Below are 17273 nucleotides of genomic sequence, written 5' to 3' on the forward strand. Positions count from 1 at the left end.
ATCTGTAGTCGATGAGGAAGCAAGATGGCGACCCAAGAGCAACCGTCGGCGCCAGCCAGGGGCCGGCGCGGCAGCTTCAGGAAAATGCTCTTCAAGGGCATTTATAACGGGGTTCTGGGAGTGCTTCGTTGCAGCTTCTGGATTGAGTCGCGGCTTGTTCCTCAGCGTGCCGCGGTGCGGGCGTTGAAGATGTTCACCACGCCACAACGGCTGCGCCAGCATTTTCCGCTGACCCTGCCCAGTGCCACGGTGCAGGACCTGGAAACCGAGGAAGGGCGGCTGCGTTGCTTCCGCTGGACCCCGCAACAGGTTCGTCGCCGGGTGGTGCTGGTGCACGGCTGGAGCGGCGCCAGTACCCAGTGGCAGTACCTGATTCCGCTGCTGCTGGAGGAAGGCTGCGAAGTCCTTTCCTTCGATTGCATCGGGCATGGCGGCAGTGGCGGTCGGCAGGCCTCGCTGCCGACCTTCGTCAGCATGCTCGATCAAGTGCAGAAGCAACTGGGCCCTTTCGATACCGTGATCGGCCACTCCCTTGGGGGGGCCGCTGCCGGTTATGCCTTGAGCACCCAGGTCGGCAAGGCTTTCCAGCGAGCGGTGCTGGTGGCTGCGCCGGCCGACATCGAAAACGTGGTCCGGCGATTTGCGGCATTTCTCTGGATCAATGATGACGTCAGACAACGCATGCAACTTCTGGTTGAGCAACGCTATCAGAAGGACATGACCAGCCTGGCGGTCAGCCGTTATGGTCACCAGGTGGATATCCCGGTGCTGCTGGTGCATGACCAGCAGGACCAGGAAGTCCCGGCAGATGACCTGCAATCCTTCGCCGAAGGATTGCGCCACCGGCAGGTCCTGCAAACTCGCGGGCTTGGCCACCTGAAAATTCTCAAGGACAGCGCGACCATGGAGGCCGTGGTCGATTTTGTCTGTGCAAAGGACGGCAACGTATGAGCGAAAGTTACGATTTGATCGTTATCGGCGCGGGGCCCGGTGGCTATGTCGCCGCTATCCGGGCTGCGCAACTGGGACTGAAGACGGTCTGTATCGAACGCTACAAGGGCAAGGACGGCAAAACCGCCCTGGGTGGCACCTGTTTGAACGTCGGCTGTATTCCGTCCAAGGCGCTACTCGACAGCTCCCAGCACTATTACGAAGCGCGCAACGGTTTCGAAGTGCACGGTATCGGCATCAGCAATCCGCAGATGGATGTGCCGGCCATGTTGGCGCGCAAGGACACCGTGGTGCGCAACTTCAACGGCGGCATTGCCTCGCTGTTCAAGGCCAATGGCGTGGCGCTGCTGGAAGGTCATGGCAAGTTGCTGGCCAGCAAGCAGGTGGAGGTCACCGCCGCCGATGGCAGCACGCAGCGCATCAGTGCCAAGCACATCATCCTGGCCCCCGGTTCGCGACCGATCGATATCTCCGCTGCGCCGCTGACGGGCAAGGTGATCGTCGATTCCACCGGCGCCCTGGAATTCACCAGCGTGCCAAAACGCCTTGGGGTGATTGGCGCCGGGGTCATTGGCCTGGAGCTGGGTTCGGTCTGGGCTCGCCTGGGAGCTGAAGTCACCGTTCTGGAAGCCCTCGACAGTTTTCTTCCGGCAGTGGACGTGCAGATCGCCAAGGAGGCGCAGAAGATCCTCGGCAAGCAAGGCCTGGATATCCGCCTGGGGGCTCGGGTCACCGGCTCTGAAGTGCAGGGTGACAGCGTCAAGGTCAGCCTCAGTGAGGCCGGCGAGGACAAGCAGCAAACCTTCGATCGGCTGATTGTCGCCGTCGGCCGCCGGCCTTTGACCACCGACCTGCTGGCCACCGACAGTGGCGTGCACTTGGACGAACGGGGCTTCATCCATGTCGATGGCGAGTGCCGTACCAGTGTTCCCGGGGTATTTGCGATTGGTGACGTGGTGCGTGGTCCGATGTTGGCGCACAAGGCTTCGGAAGAGGGGGTGATGGTGGCCGAGAGTCTTGCCGGTCACCAGCATCCGCTCAATTACGAGCTGATTCCGTCAGTGATCTACACCCACCCGGAAATCGCCTGGGTCGGCCAGACCGAACAGGCCCTCAAGGCCCAGGGTGTTGAGCTGAACATCGGCACCTTTCCATTCGCCGCCAGCAGTCGAGCGATGGCCGCCAACGACACTGCCGGGCTGGTCAAGGTGATAGCTGATGCCCGCACCGACCGGGTTCTTGGCGTGCATGTGGTCGGGCCAGGCGCGGCGGAGCTGGTCCAGGAAGGAGCTATCGGCATGGAATTCGGCACCAGCGCCGAAGACCTGGGCATGATGGTCTTCTCCCATCCGACCCTGTCCGAGGCCTTGCATGAGGCTGCACTGTCGGTGAATGGCCAGGCGATCCATATCGTCAATCGCAAGAAGAAACCGGTGGCGAGTTCTACTGCCAAGTAATGCTTGGCAAATGGTAGGAGCGAGCTTGCTCGCGATGAGTTTGAGAGCGCCGCACGCTTTCGTCGAGCGCGTTATCGTTAACGTCCATCGCGAGCAAGCTCGCTCCTACAAGGGATTATTTTTTATTTGGAAAGCCGAGGATTTCTGCGGTTTCACTGAAGAACTGATCCTGTGCCGAGCGCTTTCTGAGTTGCATATTGATGACCTGTGACTGGTCTGGAAGGTCAAAGTAGCCCTCATCCAGGCTGCACAGGCTTTCCAGAATGGACACAGGCAAGCCCAGCAGTTGCCTGACCTGGGACCTGGAAAGCACTTTGTTTTCCACCAGCATTTTCACGCCACGTGCAATCAGCTGTGGTCGTTCAAAATCAAAGTCGCCATCCATCGGCTCACCTTTGACCCAGCCTCTTGCTGATCTGGCTTTCCACAGCCGGGTTGTCGTGGTGTCGTTGATGATTTCCAGATCCACACAGCGATGCACCATGGCCACTACAGAGACTTTCCAGCGTGATTTCAACGCTAGCAAAGTATCCAGAGTGGGCCAGCGAATCTCCCTGAGAAAACTTTCTGCAGGCATCAGGAAGGCGCTTGCGAAGCGGTGTGCCTGGGACTCAAGCAGCGCGTGGTTGGCCTCGTATTGCTCCTTGGAAACATGTCGATGGAGAACGATATGTCCGAGCTCATGGGCCGCGTCGAAACGGTTTCTGATGCCATTTGCCTTATCGGCTACGAGTAGCACGTAGGGACGCTGGTCCAGTTCATACCAGTTGGAAACACCGTCCATTTTCAAATGGCCCAATGTGGTCCGGGCACAGATGATTCCGGCGCTCTCAAGTGCTTGAACGACATTGGGAATAGGCGCGATTCCCAACCCCCAGGCTTGCCGGCATGCGCTGGCCATCTGCTCGATTTCCTGGTCGGAAATCATCTGGCAGTTAGTCTCCGTCAAATGCGGGACATTGACCGCCGCGAACTCAAGGCTTTCCTGAAGCTTGTAAGAAATGTCCTGAAGCCACTCCAGGCGTACCTCGGCAATGTCTCGTGCATTATTGGTGGTACTGACTTGGGAGCGAAAGAAAAAGGGCGTGTTCTGGGCGGTTTCAACCGGCTCTTCAAGCAGCCAGTTTTCGCTCACGCCAAACACCTCACACAAGCGCTGGAATGCTTCAGCCTCGGGCTCCTGCAATCCATTTTCCCATTTTGAGATGTTTCCAGAGGCACGCCCCACCCTTTCGGCCAATGCTGTTTGGGTCATCCCAAAAGCGAGGCGCACCTGTTTGAGGCGCTCTGACTGAAAGCCCGCGACTCCAGTTTTCATGGTTTACCTCTTGGAAATAGACTCATCGGTGGCTTGATTTTCGGCTTCTTCGGCTCGGCGCATTTTATCTCGCAATATCACCAGCTCCATGGATTTCTGTTGGGTGACATCCTCACCAGAGTAGCCTTCAAGTAATTCTTCGAGCGGGCAATCAAGGTGAAACCCTCTGCCGTTGAAATAGGGCACAGCCAAGGTAACTGCCCTGGGTTCTGATTGATTGGCTTCGTTGGGGTGGGGGGCATGGACGATGACAAGGGCGTGAATCAGCTGTTCGTCCACCGTTTGTTGCACGCCGTCAATCCAGTCCAGTTGGATGGGGGAGAGGGACTCATTGAGTGCTTTCAACTCGCGCCGATGTTTCGCCTCGCGCACCTCCTTCTGCCACGGGAGGACGACAGCCGTGATTCGCACACAGCCAATCTTCAACAGAACGTAGTGATGCCCACTTGGATCTGTAGCCAGGACGACCGGGCTCCAGCGTTGCAGGCTGGCCAGCGCATCCTGGATTAGCGAATGCCGCAAGTGACCTCGCAGGTATTCGGCAGGGGTGTGAGTCAATAGTGCCCGGGTTTCTTTCACTGCTTTCTGAAAGGTTTGTGGAAGCAGAACCTCCAGCTCATCAAAAAAATCCTGATGAATCTGCGTTCTGATAAAACTCTGGATTTCTTCTTTGGTCACCATGGCCGTGCACCGCAATCGATTTGATAGGCGGACTTTTAGGACAGTTTCATTGGTTATCCAAGCCTTTTTACTGTGTTTTTGTACAGTCTTCTGGCGGATTGCGAAAATAGATTTTCCTTACGCCTTTCACCGTCTTTTCCTGATTGTGAGTATCGATCTCAACTGTCTATAGTCTTGCTAGCGCTGTAATCAGTGCTCGGGTGTGCAAGCTCGTTGCTTTCAGAAGTGCAGTGTTTTTTAGCGCCTTGAGAAGGAGTAACGAGCATGGATCAGCCTCTCCCGCTTACCGATAGCAGCGCTCTGCTAATCAATACCCGAGCCAGTAACCTCGATTTTTTCGCCTGTGCCGATCGAAGATTTCGAGCGGTCAAGAATCTGATGAAAAGTCTTTCCTACATGGATGTGAGGGCCGCCGAAAGTGCGGATTTGAACAGCGTTACTGAAGCGGCATACCTCCTGTTGCAGGAAGGTTGTGACCTCATGGGGGCCATGGAGCCGTGTCAGTGATTGCGTCCTGAAACGGTCCCCCGCGTATTCGCGGGAGACTGCTGTTTGTCGAGAGGAGTCGAAGGGACGGCAAGCGGCGCGGGCAGATATTGCTCAGCGGAAGAACGGCACATCCCCCAGAATCGTTGCGCGCTGCATCACGCGGCGCTGCGGACGGTAATCGTCCACAGCGTAGTGCTGGGTCACGCGGTTATCCCAGAACGCCACGTCGTTTTCCTGCCAGCGCCAGCGGATGGTGAATTCTGGGCGGGTGGCATGGGCGAACAGCAGGTTGAGGATGGCGGCGCTCTCCGTCTCCGACAGTTCGTTGATGCGGGTGGTGAAGCCGTCGTTGACGAACAGCGCCTTGCGCCCGCTCACCGGGTGGGTGCGGATTACCGGGTGCGACAGCGGTGGGTTGTTGCGTCGGGTTTCCTCCCAGCGTGCCAAGTCTTCCGGGGTATTGCCAAAGCGCTCCAGGGGGAAGGACTTGATGAATTCATGGGTCGCGGTCAGGCCCTGGAGCAGGTTCTTCATCGGCTCGGACAGCGCCTCGTAGGCGGCGATGCCGCTGGCCCACAGGGTGTCGCCGCCAAACTCCGGCAGCAGCTTGGCGCTGAGCACCGCGCCCAGGGCCGGGGTCGGCAGGAAGGTCACGTCGGTGTGCCAGATGGCGTTGTCGCGCACGTCGGTTTCGGCGGTATCGAGGATCAGCACTTCCGGCTGTTCCGGCACGTTGGGGTAGATCGGGTGAATGTGCAGGTCACCGAAGTTGGCGGCGAAGCGCGCCTGCTGCTGCGGGGTGATCGGCTGATCGCGGAAGAACAGCACCTGGTGCTTGAGCAGCGCCTGCTCGATGGCGTCGCGTAGCTCGATGCTCAATGGCTGGCTGATGTCGACGCCACTGATCTGGGCGCCGAGGGCGGAGCTTAAAGGGGTGATGGTCAGGCTCATGGTCATTCTCGTAGTCGCTGTGTGTAGGAGCCGGCCGGACGGCGTTGCGCTTGCTGGGCTGGGGGCTTCTTCGCTGGCAAGCCAGCTCCTACGCAGGAGAGGGGGATCTGTTGTTAGTGGGATTGGCCGTGCCAGGGCACCAGCTTGCGTTGCAGGGCGCGCAGGCCCATCTCCATGGCGAAGGCGATCAGGGCAATCACCAATATCCCCAGCAGCACCACGTCGGTGACCAGGAACTGCGCGGCGGACTGCACCATGAAACCCAGGCCGCTGGTGGCGGCAATCAGCTCCGCCGCCACCAGGGTCGACCAGCCGACCCCGAGGCCGATGCGCACCCCGGTGAGGATGTCCGGCAAGGCGCTGGGCAGGATCACGTGGCGAATCAGTTGCGCCCGGGTCGCGCCCAGGGACTGCGCGGCGCGCAGCTTGGCCGGGTCAACGGTGCGCACGCCGGTGGCGGTGGCGATGGCGATCGGGGCGAAGATCGCCAGGTAGATCAGCAGCACCTTGGACAGTTCGCCAATGCCGCACCAGATGACGATCAGCGGCAGATAGGCCAGGGGTGGAATCGGTCGGTAGAACTCGATCAAGGGGTCGAGCACGCCACGGGCGATGCGGTTGGCGCCGATGGCGATGCCCACCGGAATCGCCGTCAGCACGGCAAAGCCCAGGGCCAGGCCGATGCGTTGCAGGCTCGCCGCCAGGTGCTGCCAGAGGGTGGAATCCATGTAGCCGCTGGTGGCCAGCAACCAACCCTTTTGCAGCACCGCAGAAGGGGGCGGCAGGAACAGCGGTTCGATCAGGCCGGTGGCGGTGACGGCCCACCACAGGGCCAGCAGGGTGGCCAGGGTCAGCACGCTGATCCAGCGCGTGCTCAGGCTGCGGCGCACCGGCAGTGGTGCTTTCGGGGTGGCATCGCGGGTCGCGGTGGCGGGAATCTCATAGCTGCTCATGGGCGCTCCTGCTGCTGGGTGGCGCTGCGTTGGGAGAACACCCGGGACAGCACATGCTCACGGGTCTCGATGAACAGCGGGTCGGACTTGATCGAACGGGCCGACTCGCCGGCGGCGTAGCGCTGGCCGAAGTCCAGGTTCAGGCGTTCGACGATCTGCCCCGGGTTGGGCGCCAGAAGGATCAGGTCGGTGGCGAGGAATACCGCTTCCTCGATGTCGTGGGTGATCAGGAACACCGGCTTGGCGGTGCGCCGCCAGACTTGCAGCAGCAGCTCCTGCATCTGTTCGCGGGTGAAGGCATCCAGGGCACCGAAGGGTTCATCCATCAACAGCACCCGCGGCTCGGCCGCCAGGGCACGGGCCAGGCCCACGCGCTGCTTCTGCCCGCCGGAGAGCTGCCAGACACGGCGCTTTTCGAAACCGGCAAGGTCCACCAGGGCGAGCATCTCCCGAGCGCGGGCTTCACGCTTGTTCCGGGCTACGCCGGCCAGTTCCAGACCGAAGGCAACATTGGCCAGCACGTCCTGCCAGGGCAGCAGGGCGTCGTCCTGGAACACCACGCCACGCTCGGCGCTGGGACCCTTGACCGGCACGCCGTCGAGGCTGATGCGCCCGGCACTGGGGTCGACGAACCCGGCAATCAGGTTCAACAGCGAGGTCTTGCCGCTGCCGGAAGGGCCCAGGGCGACCAGCAGTTGCTGTGGCCCCAGGGTCAGGGAAATATCCGCCAGCACCGGCTCGGCGGCGCCGGGGTACTGTGCGCTGATGCGCTCCAGTTGTAGCAAGGCCATGACGGCTATCTCCTGTCCTGTCGCGGATTATTCAGTGATGAACTTGGCGCTGACGTAGGGGGCGTAGTCCGGCAGTACCGCTTCGACCTTGCCTTGCTCCTTGAGGAACACCGCGGTGTCGGTGATGGCCTTGGTGGTCGGCGCGCCGAGGCTGACCACCTGGTCGGCGGCCAGCGGGTAGACGTTGCCTTGCAACAGCAGCGGGATATCGCTGGCCTTGGCCCCGGAGAGCTTCACCAGCTTGTCGACGTTGCCCTGATTGGCCAGCCAGGCTTGCGGGTCCTTGCGGTACTGGGCGTAGGCATCCAGGGTCACCTTGGCGAAGGCGGTGACCACTTCCGGGTGCTTCTCGGCAAAGTCCTTGCGCACGATCCAGGCATCGAAGGTCGGCGCGCCGAACTTGGCCAGTTCACCGGAGGTGATCAGCACCTTGCCGTTTTCCTTGGCCACGCCCAGGGCCGGGTCCCACACGTAGGTGGCATCGATATCGCCGCGTTTCCAGGCGGCAATGATCGCCGGTGGCGCGAGGTTGAGGATCTGCACTTTCGAAGGGTCGATGTTCCAGTGTTTCAGTGCTGCCAGCAGGCTGTAGTGGCCGGTGGAAACGAACGGCACGGCGACTTTTTTACCGATCAGGTCCTGAGGGCTCTTGATCCCGGAACCGTCCCGAGCCACCAGGGCTTCGGCGGCGCCGATCTGGGTGGCGATGAGGAAGGTTTCCACCGGCACCTTGCGGGTGATGGCGGCGGTCAGCGGGCTGGAACCCAGGTAGCCGATCTGCACATCGCCGGAAGCGATGGCGGCGATGACATCGGCGCCGTTATCGAATTTGCGCCAGTTGATCTTGGCCTGGGTGGCTTTTTCGTAGCTGCCGTCGGCCTGGGCCACTTTGGCCGGGTCGACGGTGGTCTGGTAGGCGACGGTGACGTCGGCCGCCTGGGCAAAGAAACTCGCTGCGGCCAGGGATGCGGCCGCCAGGAGGCGAAGGGGGAAGTGCAGTTTCATTGGGGAGCTCCTCATAGGCGGCCGGTGATCGGCGTCGGAGGAGACTAAATGATCTAAGAATGCAGAAATAAATAACTTATTTGCATTAGCTTATGAGGGGAAATATGCAGCGCGCTGTTCGCCGGCAAGCCGGCTCCTACGGGATGGGTGTAGGAGCCGGCTGGCCGGCGAAGCGTCAGTTGCTGATGGCCAGGATGCTGGCCTGGTAGGCGCCGACGAAGACGTCGAAATCACCCACTTCGTTCTGTTCCAGTTCGGTTTGCTGCTCCAGGGATTTGCGCGCCGCCTCTTCGAAGGCGGTCTGTTCTTCCTTGGACAGTGGCTGGCCGCGGAAGTACTCGGCATGGACCTGGCTCTGGCGCAGGGAGAACTGGCTGAAGCTTTCCTTGTGCTCGCTCATGGCCGCCAGCACCTGGGCCGAAGGGGTCAGGGACGAGTCCTTGACCTTGGCCAGCTGGGCGTCCAGCGCCTTGCTGTGCACGTCGCTGCCATGACTCTGGTCCAGCAGCGCGGCCAACGGCGCGATCTGCTCCAGCAGCTCGGCCGCCCATTCCTTCATCTCCACCGGTTGGCCCCGGCGTTGCAGCTGCAGGCCCGGGCGCCGACCTTCCTTGACCACCGCGAGGAAGTTCGAGGTGGCATTGCCGCATTCGTTGTTCTCGAACAGCGGGCTGTCGTTCAGCGCGCAATACAGTAGGAAGGCGTCGAGGAAGCGGGCTTCCTGGACATCGATGCCCAGGGGCAGGAACGGGTTGATGTCCAGGCAACGGACTTCGACGTACTGGATACCCCGGGCCATCAGTGCCTGGATCGGCCGCTCGCCGGTATAGGTCACGCGTTTCGGGCGGATGTTGGAGTAGTACTCGTTTTCGATCTGCAGGATGTTGGTGTTGAGCTGCACCCACTCGCCATCCTTGTGGGTACCGACTTCCACGTAAGGCGCGTAGGGCGTGGCCACGGCCTTGCGCAGGCTGTCGGTGTAGCTGTTCAGGTCGTTGTAGCAAGGGGTCAGGCCGGCCTGGGCCTGGCTCTGGTAGCCCAGGTCGCTCATGCGCAGGCTGGTGGCGTAGGGCAGGTACAGCGTCTCGGCGTCCAGCTGTTCCAGCTGGTGCGAGCGGCCGCGCAGGAAGCCTGCATCCAGGGCCGGCGAGGCACCGAACAGGTACATCAGCAGCCAGCTGTAGCGGCGGAAATTGCGGATCAGCGCGATGTAGGCCGAGGACTGGTAGTCACGGTCGCTGCCGACGAAGCCTTCGGCTTGCTTGAGCAGTGGCCAGAGCTGTTCCGGCAGGGAAAAGTTGTAGTGGATCCCGGCAATGCATTGCATGGTCTTGCCGTAGCGCAGGGCCAGGCCCTTGCGGTACACGTACTTGAGCTGGCCGATATTGGAGGTGCCGTAATAGGCGATCGGGATATCTTCCTCGGCCGGCAACGGGCACGGCATCGATGGACTCCACAGGTACTCGTTGCCGAGCTTGCTGTAGGCGAAGCGATGAATCTTGTCGAGGCTGGCCAGGGTATCCGCCGGGTCCGCGAGGGCCGGGGTGATGAATTCCAGCAGCGACTCGGAATAGTCGGTGGTGATCTGTTCGTTGGTCAGCGCGGAACCCAGTTCTTCCGGGTGCGGGGTCTGTGCCAGTCGGCCTTCGTCGGTGACACGCAGGCATTCACGTTCGATACCGTGCAGGCACTGCTCGAGCAGGGAGAGGTTAGCGCGCTCGCCGAGCAGAGCCAGGCGGCGGTTGAGAAGTTCGCTCAAGTTGGATTCCTTCACGCGTCAGTCGCCCCAATATGGGGGTGGGCAGGACGGTCTACAAGGGTGAAGTTGAAACTGGCGTTTTCGCCTTGTTTTTGAGTCAAGTCGACTCGTTTGAAAACGCCAATGCTCCATCCCTGAATCTGGCTTCAGTGCCGGCAGGAAACCTCGGCACCGCTTTCGCAGCGCCGAAATTAACCCAGATTCATGACAGGGAGCTATAGGACAGCGAAGGTGCCTTGCGCTTTTGCGACCAGTTTGTCGCCCTGTACCACGTCCGCTTCCACCACCAGGGTGCGGCGGCCGGGATGGATCACCCTGGCCCGGCACAGCACCTCACCCTCGGCCACGGCGCGGATGTAGTTGATCTTGCACTCGATGGTCGCGCTCTGCTGATCGAAGCCATGGGAGCTGGAGCAGGCCAGCCCCATGGCAATGTCCACCAGGCTGAAGATCGCCCCGCCGTGAAGCTTCTGCCCGCGATTGCGCAACTGTGGGGTCAGTTCCAGTGCGACGTCCGCTTCGCCGGTTTCCAGGCGTTGCAGACGGCAGCCGAGCAGTTGGCTGAAGGCGCTTTCGGTCAGGCCGGCAGGGATCTCCATCAGCGCTTCTTCAATTGCTTGGCGTTGGCGAACAGCGAGGCCATGGCGTTGTTGCTCGGGGCCGCAGGGGCGGCTTCCTTGCGCGGTGCACTGCCTTGGGAGGCGCGTGGCGTCGAGCCTGGGCGGGCGCCACGGGCACCGTCGATCTTCTCGCCCGGGGTGTCGCCCATGCGCATCGACAGGCCCACGCGTTTACGCGGGATGTCGACTTCCATGACCTTGACCTTGACCACGTCGCCGGCTTTCACCGCCTCACGCGGGTCCTTGATGAACTTCTCCGACAGCGCCGAGATGTGCACCAGGCCGTCCTGGTGCACGCCGATGTCGACGAAGGCCCCGAAGTTGGTGACGTTGGTCACCACGCCTTCGAGGATCATCCCCAACTGCAGGTCCTTGAGGTCTTCGACGCCGTCCTGGAACTCGGCGGTCTTGAACTCGGGGCGCGGGTCGCGGCCGGGCTTGTCCAGTTCCTGGAGGATGTCGGTGACGGTGGGCAGGCCGAAGGTTTCGTCGGTGAATTTCTTCGGGTCCAGGCGCTTGAGGAAGCCGCTGTCGCCGATCAGCGAGCGAATGTCCCGGTCGGTATCGGCGGCAATGCGCTGCACCAGCGGGTAGGCTTCCGGGTGCACGGCCGAGGCGTCCAGCGGGTTGTCGCCGTTCATCACGCGCAGGAAGCCGGCGGCCTGTTCAAAGGTTTTCTCACCCAGGCGGGCGACCTTTTTCAGCGCGGCGCGGGTCTTGAACGCACCGTGCTCGTCACGGTGGCTGACGATGTTCTGCGCCAGGGTCGCGTTGAGGCCGGAGATCCGCGCCAGCAGCGCCACGGAAGCGGTGTTGACGTCGACGCCGACGGCGTTCACGCAATCCTCCACCACCGCATCCAGGCCGCGTGCCAGTTTCAGCTGCGAGACGTCGTGCTGATACTGGCCGACGCCGATGGATTTCGGATCGATCTTCACCAGTTCCGCCAGTGGGTCCTGCAGGCGCCGGGCGATGGACACCGCGCCACGGATCGATACGTCCAGATCCGGGAATTCCTTGGATGCCAGTTCTGAAGCCGAGTACACCGATGCACCGGCTTCCGACACCATGACCTTGGTCATTTTCATGGCTGGGTATTTCTTGATCAGCTCGGCGGCCAGCTTGTCGGTTTCCCGGCTGGCAGTGCCGTTGCCGATGGCGATCAGGTCCACCGAGTGCTTGGCGCACAGGGCGGCCAGCACGGCCAGGGTCTGGTCCCATTTGTTGTGCGGTACATGGGGGTAGACGGTCGCGTGATCGAGCATCTTGCCGGTGGCATCCACCACTGCCACCTTGCAGCCGGTACGCAGGCCTGGGTCGAGGCCCAGGGTGGCGCGCGGGCCGGCCGGAGCGGCCAGCAGCAGGTCATGCAGGTTGTGGGCGAAGACGTTGATCGCCTCGGTTTCCGCGCCGTCGCGCAGCTCGCCCAGGAGGTCGGTTTCCAGGTGGGTGTAAAGCTTGACCTTCCAGGTCCAGCGCACTACTTCGCCCAGCCACTTGTCGGCGGGACGGTTCTGGTTCTGGATGCCGAACTGCTGGCCGATCATGCCTTCGCAGGGGTGCATGGTGCCCGGCAGCTCGTCACCGACCTTCAGCGCGGAGCTGAGAATACCTTCGTTGCGGCCACGGAAAATCGCCAGGGCGCGGTGCGACGGCATGCTTTTCAGCGGCTCGTCGTGTTCGAAGTAGTCGCGGAACTTGGCGCCTTCCTCTTCCTTGCCAGCGATCACGCGGGCACTGAGGGTGGCTTCCTGCTTGAGGTAGCTGCGCAGTTTTTCCAGGAGGCTGGCGTTTTCGGCGAAGCGCTCCATGAGGATGTACTTGGCGCCTTCCAGGGCCGCCTTGACGTCGGCCACGCCTTTTTCGGCGTCGACGAAACGTGCGGCTTCGGCTTCCGGGGCCAGGTTCGGGTCGTTGAACAGGCCGTCCGCCAGTTCGCCGAGGCCGGCTTCCAGGGCGATCTGGCCCTTGGTGCGGCGCTTCTGCTTATAAGGCAGGTAGAGGTCTTCGAGGCGGGTCTTGGTGTCGGCCAGCTTGATGTCGCGGGCCAGTTCCGGGGTCAGTTTGCCTTGCTCTTCGATGCTGGCGAGGATGCTGATCCGCCGTTCGTCGAGTTCTCGCAGGTAGCGCAGGCGCTCTTCCAGATGACGCAGCTGGGTGTCATCGAGGCTGCCGGTGACTTCTTTCCGGTAGCGGGCGATGAAGGGCACGGTGGAGCCTTCATCCAATAGAGCGACGGCCGCTTCGACCTGTTGTGGGCGTACACCGAGTTCCTCGGCAATGCGGCTGTTGATGCTGTCCATAAAACCACCTGACAAATTGTGAAAGCAGGCCCGCGGGCGCGAAATTAAAGGCCCGGCGAGTCTGGTTGAGCGGCCTGGCCCGCGCCGCCACCTGGATCAATAGGCTGCCTGTTGACCCGTGAAATCGAAAAAATACTGCCGGCCGAGGCAAATAAATAAACCGGCCGAAGTCGTACTGATCAGATATTGCCCAACACAAAAGGCGGCGCATTATAACCAGCGTTACTGTCTTCTGGGTGATCGCGGGCCTCAGGCCGACGGCGGGTTTGCTGGCGACAGAGGAAAAATCTGCTAACAATGCACACGGTGCGTATAACGGCAGCTACGCCATAATGCGCACCGAGATTAGAGGAGCATCCAATGAGCAGCACTGCACAAACTGCTGAAGGCGAAAAAATTCTTATTGTTGACGACGATCCGGGGCTGAGCAGCCTGCTGGAGCGCTTTTTCGTCAGCAAGGGCTACCGTGCCCGCGCAGTCCCGAACACCGAGCAAATGGACCGTCTACTGGGTCGCGAAGTGTTCAACCTGGTGGTACTCGACCTGATGCTGCCCGGCGAAGACGGCTTGACCGCCTGCCGCCGCCTGCGCAGTGCCAACAACCAGATCCCAATCATCATGCTCACCGCCAAGGGCGACGAATTGAGCCGGATCAAGGGCCTGGAACTGGGTGCCGACGATTACCTGGCCAAGCCGTTCAACCCCGATGAGCTGATGGCCCGGGTCAAGGCTGTGCTGCGCCGCCAGTCGGCACCGGTGCCAGGCGCGCCGGGCAGCGAAGACGAAAGCGTGACCTTCGGTGACTACGAGCTGTCCTTGGCAACCCGTGAGCTCAAGCGTGGCGATGAAATTCATATGCTCACCACCGGTGAGTTCGCGGTGCTCAAGGCGCTGGTGATGAATGCCCGGCAACCGCTGACCCGGGACAAATTGATGAACCTGGCCCGTGGCCGCGAGTGGGACGCCCTGGAGCGCTCCATCGACGTGCAGATCTCGCGCCTGCGCCGGATGATCGAGCCCGATCCTTCCAAGCCGCGCTATATCCAGACCGTCTGGGGCGTGGGTTATGTCTTTGTGCCGGATGGCACTGCGACCAAGTGATCAGTGATTGGTAGGAGCGAACGCCCGGGCCGGTAACGACCCGGGCGTTCGCATTCCACAACGCTGCGAGCGCGACTCGCTCCTGCAAAGTGTGTATTGGCTGTTATGAAAACCCCGCTGTGGTTCCCCCAGAGTTTCTTCTCCCGCACCCTGTGGCTGGTGCTGATCGTGGTGCTGTTTTCCAAGGCGCTGACCCTGGTTTATCTGTTGATGAACGAGGACGTGTTGGTGGACCGCCAGTACAGCCACGGCGTGGCCTTGACCCTGCGCGCCTACTGGGCCGCCGATGAGTCCAACCGCGACCAGATCGCCGAGGCCGCCGGCCTGATCAAGGTGGTGGGCAGCGGTGTGCCGGCCGGTGAACAGCACTGGCCCTACAGCGAGATCTACCAGCGCCAGATGCAGGCCGAGCTGGGCGCCGACACCGAAGTACGGCTGCGCATGCATGCGCCGCCGGCGTTGTGGGTGAGAGCGCCGAGCCTGGGCGATGGCTGGCTCAAGGTGCCGCTGTACCCGCATCCATTGCGCGGGCAGAAAATCTGGAGCGTGCTGGGCTGGTTCCTGGCCATCGGCCTGTTGTCCACTGCCTCGGCGTGGATCTTCGTCAGTCAGCTCAACCAGCCCCTCAAACGCCTGGTGTATGCCGCCCGGCAACTGGGCCAGGGGCGCAGCGTGCGCCTGCCGATCAGCGACACCCCGAGCGAGATGACCGAGGTGTACCGCGCCTTCAACCAGATGGCCGAGGACGTGGAGCAGGCGGGTCGCGAGCGCGAGTTGATGCTGGCGGGGGTTTCCCATGACTTGCGCACGCCGTTGACCCGCTTGCGCCTGTCATTGGAGTTGATGGGCGAGCACACCGACCTGACCGACGACATGGTGCGGGATATCGAGGACATGGACGCCATCCTCGATCAGTTCCTGGCGTTCATCCGCGACGGTCGCGACGAGTCGGTGGAAGAGGTGGACCTGAGCGACCTGGTGCGGGAAGTGGCGGCGCCGTACAACCAGAATGAAGAACGGGTGCATCTGCGCCTGGAGCCGATCCAGCCATTCCCGCTGCGCCGGGTGTCGATGAAGCGCCTGCTGAACAACCTGATCGGCAACGCCTTGAATCATGCGGGCACGGAAGTTGAAGTGGCGGCTTATGTATCAGGCGATACCAATGCCCCTTACGTGGTGCTGAGCGTGATGGACCGTGGTGCCGGGATCGATCCTTCGGAGCTGGAGGCGATCTTCAACCCCTTCACCCGTGGCGACCGCGCCCGGGGCGGCAAGGGCACCGGCCTGGGCCTGGCCATCGTCAAGCGGATTGCCGCCATGCACGGCGGCAACGTCGAGTTGCGTAACCGTCCGGATGGCGGCCTGGAGGCAAGGGTACGCCTGCCGTTGGGCCTGCTGCTGCCCCGCGATGCAGATTGATCAGGGCTTTGCTCCTACTGGCAGTACATAGCCCGTAGGAGCTGGCTTGCCAGCGAAAGGCCGGCAACGCAATCCCTAGCCCTAGCCCTTGCCCTTGGTCCGGGTCATGTTCGGCCCGCCGTTCTTCTCGATATGCTCGATGATGATCCCCGCCACGTTCTTGCCGGTGGTGGTCTCGATCCCTTCCAGGCCCGGAGAGGAATTGACTTCCATCACCAACGGCCCGTGATTGGAACGCAGGATATCCACCCCCGCCACGCTCAGGCCCATGACCTTGGCCGCGCGCAGTGCAGTCATGCGTTCTTCCGGGGTGATCTTGATCAGGCTGGCGCTGCCACCACGATGCAGGTTGGAGCGAAATTCCCCCGGCTTGGCCTGGCGTTTCATCGCCGCAATCACTTTGTCACCCACCACGAAGCAGCGGATATCGGCGCCGCCGGCCTCCTTGATGTACTCCTGGACCATGATGTTCTGCTTCAGGCCCATGAACGCCTCGATCACCGATTCCGCGGCGGTGGCTGTTTCACACAGCACCACGCCGATGCCCTGGGTGCCTTCCAGTACCTTGATCACCAGGGGCGCGCCGTTGACCATTTCGATCAGGTCGGGAATGTCGTCCGGCGAGTGGGCAAAGCCGGTCACCGGCAGGCCGATGCCGCGCCGTGACAGCAACTGCAGCGAGCGCAGTTTGTCCCGGGAGCGGGCAATGGCCACGGATTCGTTGAGGGGGAACACCCCCATCATTTCGAATTGGCGCAGCACCGCGCAGCCATAGAACGTCACTGAGGCACCGATCCGCGGGATCACTGCATCGAAGCCTTCCAGTGGCTTGCCGCGGTAATGGATCTGCGGCTTGTGGCTGGCGATGTTCATATAGGCGCGCAGGGTATCGACCACTACCATTTCATGGCCACGCTCGGTGCCGGCCTCGACCAGACGACGAGTGGAATACAGACGCGGGTTACGCGACAGCACAGCGATCTTCATGCAACACCTGTGGCAGAGGTAGTGGATACCGGGAACACCGGCTTGTCTTGTACGTATTTGATGCCCGGATTGACCACCAGTTGGCCGTCGATCAAGGCTTTGGAACCCAGCAGCAGGCGATAGCGCATGGCCTTGCGACAAGCGAGGGTGAATTCCACCCGCCATACGCGGTCACCCAGGGCCAGGGTAGTGCTGATCACGTAGCGTACCTGGGCATGGCCGTTGGAGCTTTTAATGGTTTTCATCGTCACCAGCGGCGCTTCGCAACGCCGATGACGCAACTGCAGCACACTGCCCAGGTGGGCAGTGAAACGCACCCACTGCTCACCGTCGCGCTCGAAGGGCTCGATCTCGGTGGCATGCAGGCTGGAGGTACTGGCCCCGGTATCGATCTTGGCGCGCAGGCCAGCCACTCCCAGATCAGGCAGCGCCACCCACTCGCGTAGACCGACAACGGTCAAATGGTCAAAAGTCTTCAATAAGGGAAA

Annotated in this window: 16 protein-coding genes; 5 read left to right on the plus strand and 11 right to left on the minus strand. The window is 61.7% G+C overall.

What is annotated here, in order from left to right:
• Nucleotides 1–24: 24 nt before the first annotated feature.
• Nucleotides 25–951 carry an alpha/beta hydrolase gene (locus GV819_RS05115; RefSeq protein WP_178124658.1) on the plus strand — a complete coding sequence of 309 codons (927 nt, stop codon included), beginning with the start codon at nt 25–27 and terminating at the stop codon, nt 949–951.
• Nucleotides 948–2408 carry a dihydrolipoyl dehydrogenase gene (gene lpdA, locus GV819_RS05120; RefSeq protein ID WP_161754119.1) on the plus strand — a complete coding sequence of 487 codons (1461 nt, stop codon included), beginning with the start codon at nt 948–950 and terminating at the stop codon, nt 2406–2408. The genes GV819_RS05115 and lpdA overlap by 4 nt, the downstream gene beginning before the upstream one ends.
• Before the next feature lie 115 nt (nt 2409–2523).
• Here lpdA and GV819_RS05125 read toward each other — a convergent pair whose 3' ends face one another.
• A complete protein-coding gene (locus GV819_RS05125) occupies nt 2524–3726 on the minus strand; it encodes a helix-turn-helix domain-containing protein (RefSeq protein ID WP_161754121.1) in 1203 nt (400 codons plus the stop codon).
• 3 nt (nt 3727–3729) lie between these two features.
• Entirely contained in the window at nt 3730–4407 is a 678-nt protein-coding gene (locus GV819_RS05130) for a hypothetical protein (RefSeq protein ID WP_161754123.1), read from the minus strand.
• A 264-nt stretch (nt 4408–4671) separates the two neighbouring features.
• Here GV819_RS05130 and GV819_RS05135 point away from each other — a divergent pair, with 264 nt between their 5' ends.
• The gene (locus GV819_RS05135) at nt 4672–4914 is read left to right on the plus strand and encodes a hypothetical protein (RefSeq protein WP_161754125.1); all 243 of its coding nucleotides are present in this window, start codon (nt 4672–4674) and stop codon (nt 4912–4914) included.
• A 93-nt stretch (nt 4915–5007) separates the two neighbouring features.
• Here the strand turns inward: GV819_RS05135 and tauD are convergent, their stop codons facing one another.
• The 7 genes from tauD to GV819_RS05170 all read right to left on the minus strand — a co-directional run bounded on the left by tauD (nt 5008) and on the right by GV819_RS05170 (nt 13278).
• A complete protein-coding gene (tauD, locus tag GV819_RS05140) occupies nt 5008–5847 on the minus strand; it encodes a taurine dioxygenase (protein ID WP_161754127.1) in 840 nt (279 codons plus the stop codon).
• 113 nt (nt 5848–5960) lie between these two features.
• On the minus strand, nt 5961–6800 hold the full coding sequence (gene tauC / locus GV819_RS05145) for a taurine ABC transporter permease TauC (protein ID WP_161754129.1): 840 nt from the start codon (nt 6798–6800) through the stop codon (nt 5961–5963).
• On the minus strand, nt 6797–7591 hold the full coding sequence (gene tauB / locus GV819_RS05150) for a taurine ABC transporter ATP-binding subunit (protein WP_161754131.1): 795 nt from the start codon (nt 7589–7591) through the stop codon (nt 6797–6799). The genes tauC and tauB overlap by 4 nt, the downstream gene beginning before the upstream one ends.
• A 27-nt stretch (nt 7592–7618) precedes the next feature.
• Nucleotides 7619–8596, minus strand: coding sequence for a taurine ABC transporter substrate-binding protein (gene tauA, locus GV819_RS05155; RefSeq protein ID WP_161754133.1), 978 nt, complete (start codon nt 8594–8596; stop codon nt 7619–7621).
• Nucleotides 8597–8771: 175 nt separating this feature from the next.
• The gene (gene gshA / locus GV819_RS05160; RefSeq protein ID WP_161754135.1) at nt 8772–10355 is read right to left on the minus strand and encodes a glutamate--cysteine ligase; all 1584 of its coding nucleotides are present in this window, start codon (nt 10353–10355) and stop codon (nt 8772–8774) included.
• Nucleotides 10356–10570: 215 nt separating this feature from the next.
• The gene (locus GV819_RS05165) at nt 10571–10954 is read right to left on the minus strand and encodes a PaaI family thioesterase (RefSeq protein WP_161754137.1); all 384 of its coding nucleotides are present in this window, start codon (nt 10952–10954) and stop codon (nt 10571–10573) included.
• A complete protein-coding gene (locus tag GV819_RS05170; protein ID WP_161754139.1) occupies nt 10954–13278 on the minus strand; it encodes a Tex family protein in 2325 nt (774 codons plus the stop codon). Before GV819_RS05170 ends, GV819_RS05165 begins: the two co-directional genes overlap by 1 nt.
• A gap of 360 nt (nt 13279–13638) precedes the next feature.
• On the opposite strand from GV819_RS05170, the gene ompR reads away from it, so the two are divergent.
• Nucleotides 13639–14379 (plus strand): osmolarity response regulator transcription factor OmpR, encoded by a 741-nt coding sequence (gene ompR / locus GV819_RS05175; RefSeq protein WP_161754141.1) that lies wholly within the window; start codon nt 13639–13641, stop codon nt 14377–14379.
• A gap of 105 nt (nt 14380–14484) precedes the next feature.
• Nucleotides 14485–15798, plus strand: coding sequence for an ATP-binding protein (locus tag GV819_RS05180; protein ID WP_161754143.1), 1314 nt, complete (start codon nt 14485–14487; stop codon nt 15796–15798).
• A gap of 81 nt (nt 15799–15879) precedes the next feature.
• Here the strand turns inward: GV819_RS05180 and rimK are convergent, their stop codons facing one another.
• Together rimK and GV819_RS05190 are read right to left on the minus strand one after the other, a co-directional pair.
• Nucleotides 15880–16785, minus strand: a complete 906-nt coding sequence (rimK, locus tag GV819_RS05185) for a 30S ribosomal protein S6--L-glutamate ligase (RefSeq protein WP_007931744.1) — start codon at nt 16783–16785, stop codon at nt 15880–15882.
• The gene (locus GV819_RS05190) at nt 16782–17264 is read right to left on the minus strand and encodes an ATP-dependent zinc protease family protein (RefSeq protein WP_161754145.1); all 483 of its coding nucleotides are present in this window, start codon (nt 17262–17264) and stop codon (nt 16782–16784) included. The genes rimK and GV819_RS05190 overlap by 4 nt, the downstream gene beginning before the upstream one ends.
• Nucleotides 17265–17273 lie beyond the last annotated feature (9 nt).

The sequence above is a fragment of the Pseudomonas sp. Fl5BN2 genome (genome assembly GCF_009908205.1).
In the GTDB taxonomy this organism is placed as follows: Bacteria; Pseudomonadota; Gammaproteobacteria; order Pseudomonadales; family Pseudomonadaceae; genus Aquipseudomonas.